This is a genomic window from Candidatus Avedoeria danica (assembly GCA_016703025.1).
Classification (GTDB): Bacteria; Chloroflexota; Anaerolineae; order Epilineales; family Epilineaceae; genus Avedoeria; species Avedoeria danica.
On the sequence record JADJCV010000004.1, the window covers coordinates 27,291 to 40,748 of the forward strand.

Below are 13,458 nucleotides of genomic sequence, written 5' to 3' on the forward strand. Positions count from 1 at the left end.
TCAAGCCCCGGGTGCCGACATGGCGATCACCCGACGGCTCAGCGCAGCTCCTGGATGCGGATCAGGTTGCCCGCGGGATCGCGGACCGCGCAGTCCCGAACGCCGTACGGCTGCTCGATCGGCTCTTGGACGATCTCGACGTCGCTGGCTTGCAGCCGCTCGAAGGCGCCGTCGAGGTCCTGGGTGGCCAGCATGATGATGGCGAAGGTGCCCTTGGCCATCATCTCTTCGATCGTACGTCGCTCGTCGTCGGTGATGCCGGGGGCGGCGAACGGCGGATACAGGACGATGGACGTGCCGGGCTGGTCGGCGTGACCGACCGTGATCCAGCGCATCCCGGCGTAGCCGACGTCGTTGCGGACCTCAAAGCCGAGCGTATCGCGGTAGAAGGCGAGGGAAGCGTCGGGGTCGGTGTGCGGGAGGAAGCTCGAGTGAATGGTGATACTCATGTTCCGCCCTCAACCCATCGCTTGCTTAACGAGCGCGCCGATCCTTGCCTCGCCCTCGGCGGTCAGCTCCGTCAGCGCAAAGGTGGTCGGCCACATCGATCCGTCGTCGAGGTTCGCCTCGTCGCTGAAGCCGAGCGTCGCGTATCGCGTCTTGAACTTCTGGGCGCTCTGGAAGAAGCAGAGGACCTTGCCGTCCTTGGCATACGCGGGCATCCCGTACCAGGTCTTCGGTGAGAGAGCTGGCGCGCTGGCCTTGATGATCTCGTGGAGCCGCTTGGCCATGGCGCGATCTGGCTCCGGCATCTCGGCGATCTTCGCGAGCACGTCGTTTTCCCCTTCCGCCTTGTTCTTGTTCGCGCGCGCTTCCGCCTTCAGCTCACGAGCGCGCTCCTGCATCGCCTCTCGTTCCTCGGCCGAGAACCCGTCGGGCGACTTGTCGGCAGCGGTGGTGCGCTTGGTCGAGCTCTGCGTGTCCTTCATGGTACGTTTCCTCTTGTGCGGGTCGCGGTGAGGACGACCCTCTTGCCCGGCACCAATGTCCGAGGCCGCCATTCTAGGGGCGGCTCGGATCCGGTGCTTCTCGATTCCTGACAGGCTTGGTCACCTGTTTCGCGACGCACGCCGGCATCCCGGCCGTGGCGCTCTCCGCGTGGCGGCGGTAGACGCTGGGCGGCACGCCGACAAGCTCGGTGAAGCGCGTGCTGAACGTGCCCAGCGAGCTGCAGCCGACCTCGAAGCAGACCTCGGTGACGCTGAGGTCGCCGCGTCGCAACAGCGCCATCGCGCGCTCGATGCGCCGCGTCATCAGGTAGCTGTACGGCGGCTCGCCGTAGGCGATTCGGAACTGGCGGCTGAGGTGCCCGGCCGACATGTTCACGCCGCGCGCGAGCGCCTCGACATCCAGCGGCTGCGCGTACTCGCGGTCGATGCGGTCGCGGACGCGGCGGAGGAGGGCGAGGTCGCGGAGGTGGTGGGATGGGGCGGGGGGCGGGCTCACTTGGGCGATGTTGCCATGGGGGGGCGGGGTTGGCTAGTGACGTTGGCGTCCCGTGCGATGCCGTGTCAGGGCTGGTCTGGCGGCCGCACGAGCGCAGATGCTTTGCGCCACGGCACACTCGCTAGCCGCGGAAAAGCGAAGAGGCGCGCCTTGCCTCACGCGGCCTCACTCTCGCGAATCCGTTCGTCGATCTCCGCGCCGCGCATGCTGGCGAAGTGCCATGCGTTGGCCAGGTCCTCGGCACGAAGGGTCGGATAAGCGCGAAGCAGTTCCGACTCAGATGTACCCAGCCGGCGCGCCTGGACCAGCAACCAGACGGAAATGCGCGTCCGGACGACGCAGTGCTCGCCGCCGCTCACGCCGGGCATGGCATCAATGCCCGGGTAGGAGTTGCCCAGGTCACGCGCGACCCATTGCAGGACTTGTGCCTTCTCGCCTTGGCTGAGGTTGGCGAGCAGCGATTCGATGGTTTGCAGGTCGGTCATGTCAGGCCAACTGCTTGGGCCGCGGCGCCGGCGTGCCGCTGAGCATCCCGCTCGCGCTGATATCTTCATCTACGTCGGGCCAATGCACGCCCTGCCCGCTGCCGATGATCTCGCAATTGCGACGCTGGGCGGGCGTCGCATCCGACAGGCGCCATGACCAAGCGAGCGGAACGCTGATCGTTCGGCCGTCCGAGAGGTAGGCGATAATCTCGTCGTCCGTCACTTCGACACGGCTGATGCGCGGATCAGGCGTCGCCACAGTGTTCATGCCAAGCCTCCATGATGCGCGGGAGATGATCCAGAACAAGCCGGCGAATGCGATTGACCTCGTTGGCCGTAAAACCGTCGTTGGTGCTCAATGCCACTGGTTCGAGCCAGAACTTGCAGACCTGGCGATCGCGTCGGACATGGACGTGGGGCGGTTCGGCACAGTCGAAACTGTAGAAGAACAGCCGGTACGGCCCGTCCGTACCTCTGATCGTTGGCATCGGCGGTCAACTCCTGCGCTGCGCCCATTCTAGCAGGGACAACGGCGCCCCTAGACCTCCCCATACCGATACTTCGTACTCCCCTCCACCAGCCGCACCTCGGCGGCCGTCAAGTCGAACAGCCCATACACAATCCCGTTCAGCTCCGTCTCCAACCCCACGATCTCCGCCGTCAGCCCCTCATGCCCCGCCCGCTGCTCCCCCAGCCACCCGTCCCAGTCGTCCCGCTCCCGCAGCGCGATGTCCCGCCGGAACACCTTGTTCACCTCCGCCCGAAACGCCGGGAACTCCAACGTCCACCACGCCGTGAGCTTCTGGTTCAGCGCAACGCCCGGGACGCCGAGGTCCGCGGCGATGCGGCGGCGGGCGCGCTGGTGGAGGGCGTAGCGGGACTTGGCGGCGGCGGTGATGCGGAGGGCGAGGTCGGCGAGGGCGGTGCGGGTGGGGGTGGGGGCGGTGGGGATGGGGAGCTTTGCCATGTACTGATCGAACAGGCGGAAGCGCTGTTGCCCGGCCCGCTCGCCGAGTGGTTGTCCAATCTGCATCAACACGAACCACGCGCAGCGCGATGCGAGCGGCCAGAGGGCATGCTCGTTATCCAATGGCGAGAAGTACGCAGTATTCGCGAGCACGGCGCTGTCCTCGTTCAGCGAGAACCGGGGAGACTTGGCGATATCTGGCCAAATGAGCTTCGGAACGTCGAACGCGCGCCAATAATCCACCGTGTCCTGAATCTCGAACCATTGATAGTTGCCCGGCTTGCGGCCGGGCCACGAGCCGCTGTCGCCGTAATCCCGCGGGCGCGGCTCCAGCCGCTGACGCAGGCTTGACAGGTGAGACTCGATCGCTGGATACGCAGCAATCTCGATCCCGCGGCGTGCGAAGATGAGCCACTGCCCCTTGTCTTCCTGATACCAAGGCCGCAGATCCTCCCCCCGAAAGATCGGCCGAATGATCTCCGCACTCCGCGGATCCTCCTGCACCAACCGAACGCGCGTCGCCGTGTCAATGATGAACGCCTCGTTCAGGCCGGTCTTGATGCCGTAGTAGATCCGCCCCTCCACGACCTCGCCTAGCGGTGTCCCGCCTGCCAGCAACTTCGCCAACAGCTTCCGCGCGGCATCATCTCCGAGCTGCCAACCCTTATCGCTCTGGTCGTGGATCGCCACCTGGATGCGCTTGGCCGTAACCTGCTGCCGGAAGTCACGGATGCCCTCGCCGCGCGTGAACGTTGAGGCGGAGGCCACGTAGCTGATGAGTTGCGGGAGGGCGTTGCGGATGACGACGATGGCCGGATAGACATCCGGAGCATCCGCGAAGACGCGGTTGTCGCCGAGGTCGACGATGGCCTCGACGGTGCACTCCGTGCGGAGGTGGTAGCGGAGCGGGCTGGCGTAGTTGGCGCGCAGCCAGCTGTTGCTGGCGACGTAGGACAGGCGCCGGCCGGCGCGGAGCAAGCCGAGGCCTTGGCCGATGAAGTAGACGAAGATGTCGGCCGTGCCGTGGTAGACGTCGGGCAGGAGGGTGGCCAGGAACGGCTTGATGTCGCCGAGCGACTCCTGCCGCACATACGGCGGGTTCCCGATCACCGCGTCGAACCCGCTCGTCCACGCATCCAGCCGCCCAAACCGGTCGAAGAAGACCTCCGGGAACTCCAGCTCCCAATGGAAGAACCGCCGCTCCCCCGCGATCCGATCGGCCTCGTCCAACATCGCCGTCCAGTGCGGCAGCGCCATGCCGCCGTGGAGGATGTGGGCGACGAACTCGGGCCACGTGCCCTCGTCGATCGTCAGGCCGAAGTGGCGGGCGGTCCAGACGTCGGCCAGGCGGCGGGCCTTGGCGGTCTGGACGCGCACCTGATCATGGAACAGCGCCTCGGCGGCGTGGACGTCCTCGACGGTGTCGGAGCGCATCGCCTCGATCTCGGACATCAGGCCGTTGGCGGTGAGCATCGCGCCGGCGAAGGCGCTGTCGGTGGTCATGCTCAGCTGGCCGGCGGCCTCCGCGGCGGCGACGGCCTTCACGCGGCGCTCGGACACGCGCCGCGGCGGCGTGCCGAGCGGGACGTCCGCCACGCGCGCGCCGACGAGGCTGTTGCCGGTGCGCAGGTGGTGGTCCAGGAAGCTGAGCGGCCGGTCGCGCGCCACCGTCGCCAGCCATAGGCTCAGCTTGGCCAGCTCGACGGCCAGCGGGTTCACATCGACGCCGTATATACACGCCTGCACGATCCGCCGCCGCCAGTACGCCAGCTCACCCTCCTCGCCCAGGTCCGGCGGGACGTCCAGCGCCAGCCCGACCATGTGGCGGGCCACGTGCTCGGTGGCGGCCACCAGGAAGTGGCCGGAGCCCATCGCGGGGTCGAGGATGTTGATCGATAGGATCGCGTCGACCAGCGCCGCCTTGCCGCCGCCGGCCGCCGTCGATGCCGACGTCGCCGTCGATCCGATCGCCCCATCGCCTAAGTGCTGCCCGGTCAGATCCTCCAGCACCGGCCCCACCGTCTGCTCGACGATGTACTGCACGATGTAATCGGGCGTGTAGTAGCTCCCCGTCGACTTGCGCTCGCCCTTGTCCGTCGTGAGGTACACGCGCCCGGCGGCGACTGCGATGGATTGGCCCGCGACGGCCGGCGCGTACACCTCGCGGCCCTTCTCGCGCGTCACCGCCAGATCCGCCTCGGCAAAGCGCAGCCGGTACTCCAGCAGCCCTTCGTAGATGCTCCCGAGATGCCGCACTTCGAGGTCGCGGTAGTCCACGAACTGCCGCCCGCCGCCGCGCCGGTCGTCCGCCCGCGCTACGAGGTCGATCGCCCGACGGAGCGCGCGGTCGCCGACGCTGTGGGACTCGAGGAACGGGTGGCGGGCGCCGTCGAAGAGGCCGCCGTTGTAGGCAGGAATGTCGAGTTCGGGATGACCGTTGGCGATGTATCGCCACAGAGCGTTCAGTCCGATCCAGATGTTGTCCATGCTCGTCGCGACCGGTGTGTCACGCTCGATGTCGATCGCAACCAGTCGCTTGCGCGCCTGCAGGCTGTACGTTTCCCTGAACATCTTGTTCGACGCAAGGGGCAAGACCCCGCGATCCTCGGCATACAGCACGAACAACAACCGGTACAGCACGATCAGACTGTTGTCGTACACCGCCTTCAGCGTCGCGTCATCGCTCGCCAGCCGATTCGACGGCATGTCGTAGAAGCCCTGAGCCAAGACCGCGAGCGCCTCGTAGACCTGTTCCTTCAGGCTGTCGCTGATGCCCTGGGCATAGGTGCGGCTGTCGGTCAGCACGCGGTCGAGCCACGACGGGCCGTCGGCGGTGGTGAAGGCCGCGGCGCGGAAGAAGAGCCAGAAGTACTTGAGGGCGTCGAGGGCAGTCGTGGCCGATGCCGATGCGGTTCGTCGTCGTCGTCGTCGACTGCAACGCGCCCGCCGCCTGCTCGATCAGCGCCGGCAGATCGACCTCGTAGTAGACATCCAGCCGCTTGGACGTATCCCGATGCACCAACCGCCAGTGGCGGCCGTTCGTCAAAATGCCCCACGGCAGGCCGGAGTAGCGCACGTAGGCGTCGATCTGATAACTCGGGTTGTCGCTCGTCTTCAACCCCAGCGACTGCTGCCGCGCCGTCAACGGCTGGTCCAACCGCTTGGCCCACGCCTTGGCGTCGCCGATGGCGATCGCTCCCCTGAAGTCCGCTTCCGATGCCAACCCCGTCGACGGTGTCGCCGCTCGCGTCGCCTCGTCCGCATACAGCACGTAGTCCGGCGTCATCGGCCCGAGCGGCGTCTTCATCGACACCTGGACGGTGAACAAATGGCCGAGTGCGCGGAGCACCGGGCGGACCCAACCCTCCTCGACCTGCGCCTCGTTCGTGCCCTCCGGCTCGAAGGCGGCCCACAGCGGAGCGAGCACCGCCAGCACGTCGCGGCCGTCGACAGCGGACCATGCAGGGTCGCCGGGCAGGACGTGCGTCAGGAAGTGATCCGCGAAGAGGTAGTGGTTGCGGTGCGTTTCGAGGGTGAGGGCGAGTTGGGCGGGCGGTCGCGCGGGGGGCGGCGTGGGCGTGGGCATGGGCGACACCGTGGGAGGGGGGATCGGGCGATCGCCCGGCCCTGAACGGCCGGGCTACAATAACGACGCCGGCTGAAGCCGGCTACAGTCTGAATAGCCTGCTTCAGCAGGCGCAGTTATTGTAGCCCGGCGATTTATCGCCGGGCGGTCACCGGACCACGAGTATCTCGATCAATTGCGCAATCTACATCACGGGCAGGCGCACCCGCCATCGCCCCCACCGCCGCCCGCCAATGCGCCTCCCAGAACGCCTCGAACGCCGCCGAAGCCGTGAACCGCGACATGCGGTCGGCGGCGTTGCGGCCGAGGCGGCGGCGGCGCGGCTCGTCGCGGAGCAGGTCTTCGATCACACCGACCCACAATGGAACGTCGTGCGCCGGATCGGCCGCCGACAGCACTCGACCCGTGCGGTTGTCGTTGACGATCTCCCGCGGGCCGCCCTCATCGCTCACCAACGTGGGCAGGCCGCTCGCTAGCGCTTCAAGGATGACCTGGCCGAGCGTGTCCGTGCGCGACGGGAAGACAAACAGGTCGGCGCTCGCGTACAGCCGGGCGAGGGCGGCGTCGTCCTGGCGGCCGAGCAGGTAGGCGGGCAGGCCGGCGAGCGCCTCGCCGAGCGACGCGGCGCACGGACCGTCGCCGGCGATGACGAGCGCCACGTCGCGCCGCGTGGCGCAGATCGCCTGGAAGACGGAGGCGAGGAACGCGACGTTCTTCTCCTGGCTGAGGCGCGCGCAGAAGAACAGGCGCAGCGGCTCGTGCACGCCGAGGCCGGCCCAGATGCGGACGTCGCGATGGCGGGGGTTGAACGTGGCGGTGTCGACGCAGGGCGGCGCGGCGGTGATCCGGTCGTCGGGGATCCCGAGATCGCCCAGTTGCTCGCGGTAGGCCAGGCTGCGGGACAGGACGGCCGCCATCTGACCGTAGAACCAACCGACGTAGCCGCTCGTCGCGGCCGTCATGCGGAAGTCGCCGCCGCTGAGGTGGCGGACATATGCCGGGAAGTCCGTGTGGTACGTCCCGAGCACCGGGATGCGCAGCAGCTTGGCCACGAGCCAGCCGCACAGACCCATCGGGCCGGGTGTGTCGACGTGTACGGCGTCGAACTGCTGGCGGTCCGCCCACTCGAGGATCTCGACGATCGGCGGCAGCGTCAGCGTGAGGTCCGGGTAGAACGGCATCCCGCGCTCGACGAGCGGCATGAAGTTCTTGCGATAGGGCGCATCGAAGCTCGGCTCGCTGCTGCACGTGTGCACCGTCAGCGCCAGCTGTCGCACCGCCGCCTCGTCGCCCATCTCGCGGATGAAGCGCACCACGCCGTTCACGTCATCGAACGTGTCCGTGAACACGCCAACGCGCAGGTTTTCGCGCGTCGGCACGCGTCCCTGTCCGGTGATCCGCGCCAGATCGTTGCGCTCGCGGTTCTGGTGCGCCAGCGAGAAGTAGTACGGCAGCTGGATGCACTGCTGCATGAGGATGGCCGCGAACGCATCGAAGATCGCCCCGATGCGGCCGTCCGACAGCGCGTCGGCGACGGACTCGGCGATGCCGCCCGACACGTCGCGCTGGACGGCCGCCATGAACGCGAACATCGCGGCGTGTTCGGACAGCGGTGCGACGCCGCTCTTCACGGCCTGATGGATGGCCGGATGCTCGGCGATGCGGTTGCTGCACGATGCGGCGATCAGGTCGGCGAGGAGCGTGCTGCCGGTCCTGGCCGACGTGCCGCCGGACTTCGACCGAACGAACACGCGCCGCAAACGCCCGCCCGTGCGCTTCACCGCGATCGCGATCGCGGCGCGCCGACGGCCCGTCGCTCGCGGGTGCTCGCCGACGAGCATCTGCATCATACCTGCCGACGCCGACGATGCTGCGGATGCCGATCGCGGTCGTACCTGGCGGGCGGCGTAATGGATGCCAACGCTCATCAGGTTGTGCGCCAGCTTCACGCTCGATCCGGCCTCGCCGCCCGGTCGGCAGCGGGCGGTGCGCAAACACTCCAGGAGGTCGGGAACCGTGCGCGCGTCTGCGTCGAACTCGGTGTACGTGAGGCCGATGTTGAGCAGGCCGTGGTCGTCGCTGCCGCCGGTGCGGGTCTTGATCCAGGGTTCGGGCCACAAGGGTCGCAGGCCATGCGCGTCGGCCAGCGCATCGATTCCCTCGGGCGTGAGTTGGTCCAGCACCGGCTCGAGGGACCGGCGATGGAGCGCGCTGTGCGCTCCGTTGAGGGTCTCGAACCCCTTGAACAGCAGGATCAGCCGTTCGAGGTGCCAGCGTTCGAGCACGTCGTTCTGGCGATAGACCGGATGGGCCACCGCATGGGCGATCCGGCGCTGCTCGACGATGTCCGCCACGGCATAGATGTCGTGCGCGACGGCCTGCAGGTCCGCGTGGTCGCCCGGCGTGATGCCCCAGAGCAGCAAGTGGATCTTGCACCGGTCCTCGGGGAACCAGCACGTCAGCTCCTCACCGACGAGGAGATCCATGCCCGCCGTGTCGAACGACCGCTCGCCGCCCTGAACGAGTGACGCGATCCCGTCGATCGTGTCGTGGTCCGTGATCGTCACCACGTCCATCCCGCGGCTCCGGGCCTGCGCGAAGACGTCGGCCGGCGAGCTGTAGCTCTCGGGACAGCGAATCGCGTTCAACAGCGCTTCGTCGGACCGGTTGCTGGCACTGCTGTGGCAGTGCAGGTCGATTCGTCGCGGGCGGCCGACGCTTACATCGAATTCAGAGGCGACATCCAGGGCAAACGCGCGCGAATCGTGCGGCCTCACGACCTACTCCTGTCGATCCTGTGAGTCAACGGCAGCGAAGTCGTGCGGCAGGCGCGCTCATCCGACGATCGGACGCGGTCGGCCGTCCCGCAGCGGGGCCGAGCATAGCGAGGGAGTGTGATGTGCGGATGAAGGCTCGAACATGGATGGGCAATCGTCGACGAGCCGCGAAGACCGTGTCGGTGCCTCGCGGAGTCGCGGTGCACGCGCTGGCCGCGCGCGAGCCCGGCTGGGCCGGACGCAATGGACGCCGACGCGGTGGGCGCGTATCCTCCGTGCCCATGATCCCCACCCTCCCCGACCAAACCTTCGCCCTCAGCGACGAGGACCTCCAAACCCTCCTCGCCTACGGCGTCACCGAGCACCACGCCCGCGGCGAGGCGATCTACCTCGAGGGCGACGACGTGCGGTCGCTGTGGTGGATCAAGAGCGGCCGCGTCCACATGGCCAAGGGATCGAGCGGTGGTGCGGAGAGCCTGATCGCGTTCTACGGCCCGGGTCAGACGTTCTGCGTCGCCGCGACGCTGCTCGGCCGGCCGTTCCCGTGCTCGGCCCGCGCCGCCTCGGACGTCGAGATCGTCCGGATCCCGGCGGCGAAGTTCCTCGAGCTGTTCGAGCAGCTGCCCGGCTTCGCCAAGCGCCTGCTCAAAGAGATGGCCCCGCGGTTCTGCGACGCCCACTGCGACTGCGCGCTGAACGTCGAGCGCGTGGACAAGCGTCTGGCCTACACGCTCCTGCGCCTGGACGGCCACTTCGGCGGCGAGACGATCCCGTTCACCCGCCAGGAGCTGGCGCAGATGGTGAACACGACCGTCGAGAGCTGCATCCGCAAGCTGTCCGCATGGACGAAGGCGGGCTGGCTGGAGAGCGGGCGCGGCGAGGTGCGGGTGGTGGACCGGGGGGCGTTGGACGCGATCCTGATGGCCGATTGAGGCCGAACGGACCCAACGACCAGCGCCGACCGCGAATCCAGGTACGTGTAGGGGCACGGCATGCCGTGCCCTTCTTCCGTCCGGCAGCCGCGGTGTCGTCGTGATTTCGAACGATGGGCACGGCATGCCGTGCCCCTACCATGGGCTTCTGCGTGGCCGACGCGTGTCGATCGGCCCGTGAGGATCGCCGAGCGGGCCGCAGCATCAGCCGGCCTTCACCCCCCCCACACCCACATCCCCACCCACGCGACCACAAACCCCCCCACCCACCAACACGTCTCCCGCCCGAACGCGCGAATGCTCCGGAAGCTCGGGATCGCCGTCGAGTCGCTGGCCTGACGGGCGAGAACGAGGACGCCGGCGCGGACTGTCCAGAGCGCGAAGTACGCGGCCACGAGCCGCTGGTCCGCCAGCGCCAGCCCCGCCGCGCCGAGCAGCGTCGGCAGCAGCCCGACCGTCAGCGCGTTCCGCGCGCCGGTCGGACCGTCCATCCAGGCGCGCTCGACGAGCACGACGCCGGGGAGGAACAGCGCAAGAGGTGCCCAGACGGCAAACGCCCGCGCGGCGCCGACGCCCCACGCCCGGAAGCCAAGGAGCAGGCACGGCACGGTGAGGAGGACATGCGTCAGGACGAGCAGGCGCCGATCGACCGGCACCCACTCCAGCCGCAGCAGGAACAGGACGCCGACGCCGGCGGCCACGGTGGCCAATACGGCGATCCATGCCTGCCGCTCGCTCTCGGGCAGCTGCGACAGGAACGCCCCGGCGAGGATCACGCAGCCCGCAAGGATCGCCATGCCCCGCGCGTCGCTGCGCCTTGGCACGGCCGCGGACCGGGACACCGGCTCCGGCCCCGAGCTGTCGCGAAAGCGGTCCATCACGCTCGTGATCCACTCGCTGACGATCACGAGGCCGGCCATCGACGCCACGAGCGCCACCGTCGCCGCGTCCGGCAGCCGCGGGTAGAACGCCACGACCGCGCCGCCTACGGAAGCGATCGCGAAGCTCACCCAGGCCTGCCGGTCGATGGGCGGCCGGGAGGCTGCGCCGTCGGGCGGGCGGGCGACGGATGTGGCCACGGGGACGGCCGTCACATCGGCCCCATGAGCGCGAACCCGATCAACGTCAGCGCGGCCAAGAGCGCCGTGCCTCGCCGGACGAGCGGCACCCAGGCGCCCCGCTGCGTGCGGGCGGCCCACGTGAATCCCGCCTGGCCGAGCACGAGCAGCGGCAGTGTGCCGGCCGCGAACGCCGCCATCCACGCCGCGCCTGCAGGCACGCTCGGCGCCGCCGCGGCGGCACCGGCGGCGGCGTACAGCATGCCGCACGGCAGGAGGGGCGTCAGCAGGCCGAGGCCGAGCGCGCGGGCCGGAGGCCGCAGGCCCCGCAGGCGCCGGGCGCCGACGCCGTGCCATCGGCTCAGGAACAGCGGTGCGTTCGCCGCAGGCCGCAGCGCGTACCACAAGAGCGGCAGCGTGCCGATCGCGGCCAGCACCGGCCAGCTGAGCACCGGCCGCAGCGGCGCGCCGATGGACGCGAATGCCGCGCCGACGGCGCTGTAGGCCGTGATCCGAGCGCCGTGGTAGAGGCCCAGGCTGGCGAAGGGCGTTCGCTCCGGTCGGCCGAGCAGGCACGCCAGCGGCCCGCACATCCCGAGGCAGTGGATGCCGGCCGCCAGCCCGAGGGCGAAGAACGCCGCCGCGCCCGCCGCGGTGTGTGCGTGGGCATGCGCCCCTTCGAGGGCGTCCAGCAGCGCCGTCATGGACCGATGAACTGCAGTTGCGACGTGATGATCAAGCCCGTGCTCCGATCACGCGTCTCGACGATGACGTCGAACGTGCCGTCGTCGCCGTCGTCGTCGCCATCCTCGTTCGCTCCGTCGCCCGCTTTGTCGCCCGCTCCGTCGCCCGCTCCGTCGCCCGCTCCGTCGCCCGCTTTGTCGCCCACTTTGTCGCCCGCGTCCTCGCCGGCCTTCTCGTATGCATCCACCGGCATGCTGACGATCACCGGCACGCGCTGGTCGGTCAGGCTGTCGAGTTCGACGCTCGGGATTGGGAGGATCGCGGTCGCGCCTTCGGGCAGCACGGCGCGGATCTCGAACGTGCTTCGCTGAGGCGTCTTGTTCACGATGTGGATGAAGTACTGGTTGCGGTACGCGCCGTCGTCGAGGACGTACGGGGCGCCGGTCTGGCGGATGAGCGTCGCCTCGAACGGCTTGCGCTGGTAGGCGAAGACGAGACCCGTGCCGGCCAGCACGGCCAGGATCACGGCGTACAGATAGATCTTCGGCCGACCCATGCGCGTCTTACCGCCCGCCAGGCCGTGCAGCGAGTCGTAGCGCACGAGTCCGAGGGGCCGGTTCAGCTTGGCCATCACGTCGTCGCAGGCGTCGATGCATGCCGCGCAGCCGATGCACTCCAGCTGCAGCCCCTCGCGGATGTCGATCGCGGTCGGACAGACCTCGACGCACCGGAAGCAGTCGACGCAGTCGCCGGCGCCCGGCGTGTGCACGCTGCCGCGCGGCTCGCCGCGGACGGCGTCGTAGCCGATGACGACGGTGTCCTCGTCCGTCAGGGCGGACTGCAGGCGGCCGTACGGGCATAGGACGAGGCACGTCTGCTCGCGGAACCAGGCGAAGTCGAAGTACAGCGCGCCGGTGATCGCCGCCATCCAGACGAAGGCCGTCCAGTGCTCGCGCGGGGACACGAAGACCCACTCGCGCAGCTGCTCGAGGCTCACGAAGTAGCTGATGAAGATGTGCGACACGACGAGCGCCGCCACGAGGTACAGCGCGTGCTTCGTCACGAGGATCCGCAGCTTGCGCGCGTTCATCGGCTGCTTGGCCAGCCTGACCTGTTCGTGCTTCGAGCCTTCCAGCCAGCGCTCGATCGGGCGGAACACGCCCTCGAGGAACACGGTCTGCGGGCATGCCCAGCCGCACCACAGCCGGCCGAGAAGCGACGTGACGAGGAAGATCGCCAGCACGCCGCCGGCCAGGAGGAAGAAGAGCAGGTAGGCGTCCTGGGCGTTGAAGGTCTGCCCGAACAGGAAGAAGCGCCGGTTCAGGATGTCGAGGAAGATCAGCGGCTTGCCGCCGACGCGCACCATCGGCGCGGCGGCGTAGATCACGATCAGCGCGAGGAACGCCCGCTTGCGCCACTTCGTGAAGCGACCGTGCACGTCGGCGACGCGCACCTTGTCGCGACGGCCGTCCGAGCGGATCGAGCCGCGGCGCTGGTGGAGGGTGATCGGCTGGCTGTCCACG

General features: G+C 68.8%; 12 protein-coding genes. 1 reads left to right on the forward strand and 11 read right to left on the reverse strand.

The genetic code is table 11. The features are described 5' to 3' along the window. Nucleotides 1-38 precede the first annotated feature (38 nt). The 8 genes from IPG72_03685 to IPG72_03720 form a co-directional block, all read right to left on the reverse strand. On the reverse strand, nt 39-449 hold the full coding sequence (locus tag IPG72_03685; GenBank protein MBK6768129.1) for a VOC family protein: 411 nt from the start codon (nt 447-449) through the stop codon (nt 39-41). A 9-nt stretch (nt 450-458) separates the two neighbouring features. After that, nucleotides 459-929 (reverse strand): DUF1801 domain-containing protein, encoded by a 471-nt coding sequence (locus tag IPG72_03690; GenBank protein MBK6768130.1) that lies wholly within the window; start codon nt 927-929, stop codon nt 459-461. Between the two features lie 73 nt (nt 930-1,002). Beyond that, a complete protein-coding gene (locus tag IPG72_03695; GenBank protein ID MBK6768131.1) occupies nt 1,003-1,446 on the reverse strand; it encodes a helix-turn-helix transcriptional regulator in 444 nt (147 codons plus the stop codon). A 155-nt stretch (nt 1,447-1,601) separates the two neighbouring features. Further along, the gene (locus IPG72_03700; protein MBK6768132.1) at nt 1,602-1,931 is read right to left on the reverse strand and encodes a DUF433 domain-containing protein; all 330 of its coding nucleotides are present in this window, start codon (nt 1,929-1,931) and stop codon (nt 1,602-1,604) included. Nucleotide 1,932: 1 nt separating this feature from the next. Then, nucleotides 1,933-2,199, reverse strand: coding sequence for a DUF2442 domain-containing protein (locus IPG72_03705; GenBank protein ID MBK6768133.1), 267 nt, complete (start codon nt 2,197-2,199; stop codon nt 1,933-1,935). After that, complete coding sequence (locus tag IPG72_03710; GenBank protein ID MBK6768134.1) at nt 2,177-2,419, reverse strand: DUF4160 domain-containing protein; 243 nt, start codon at nt 2,417-2,419, stop codon at nt 2,177-2,179. The genes IPG72_03705 and IPG72_03710 overlap by 23 nt, the downstream gene beginning before the upstream one ends. Before the next feature lie 50 nt (nt 2,420-2,469). Beyond that, nucleotides 2,470-5,703, reverse strand: a complete 3,234-nt coding sequence (locus tag IPG72_03715; protein MBK6768135.1) for an N-6 DNA methylase — start codon at nt 5,701-5,703, stop codon at nt 2,470-2,472. A 915-nt stretch (nt 5,704-6,618) separates the two neighbouring features. Next, on the reverse strand, nt 6,619-9,261 hold the full coding sequence (locus tag IPG72_03720) for a glycosyltransferase (GenBank protein MBK6768136.1): 2,643 nt from the start codon (nt 9,259-9,261) through the stop codon (nt 6,619-6,621). Nucleotides 9,262-9,542: 281 nt separating this feature from the next. On the opposite strand from IPG72_03720, the gene IPG72_03725 reads away from it, so the two are divergent. Continuing rightward, nucleotides 9,543-10,193, forward strand: a complete 651-nt coding sequence (locus tag IPG72_03725) for a Crp/Fnr family transcriptional regulator (GenBank protein MBK6768137.1) — start codon at nt 9,543-9,545, stop codon at nt 10,191-10,193. A gap of 215 nt (nt 10,194-10,408) precedes the next feature. Here IPG72_03725 and IPG72_03730 read toward each other — a convergent pair whose 3' ends face one another. The 3 genes from IPG72_03730 to ccoG are packed head-to-tail and all read right to left on the reverse strand — an operon-like array spanning nt 10,409 to nt 13,457. Continuing rightward, nucleotides 10,409-11,287, reverse strand: a complete 879-nt coding sequence (locus tag IPG72_03730) for a hypothetical protein (GenBank protein MBK6768138.1) — start codon at nt 11,285-11,287, stop codon at nt 10,409-10,411. Next, nucleotides 11,284-11,955 (reverse strand): sulfite exporter TauE/SafE family protein, encoded by a 672-nt coding sequence (locus IPG72_03735; GenBank protein MBK6768139.1) that lies wholly within the window; start codon nt 11,953-11,955, stop codon nt 11,284-11,286. The genes IPG72_03730 and IPG72_03735 overlap by 4 nt, the downstream gene beginning before the upstream one ends. Beyond that, complete coding sequence (gene ccoG / locus IPG72_03740) at nt 11,952-13,457, reverse strand: cytochrome c oxidase accessory protein CcoG (GenBank protein MBK6768140.1); 1,506 nt, start codon at nt 13,455-13,457, stop codon at nt 11,952-11,954. Before ccoG ends, IPG72_03735 begins: the two co-directional genes overlap by 4 nt. Between the last annotated feature and the right edge of the window lies 1 nt (nt 13,458).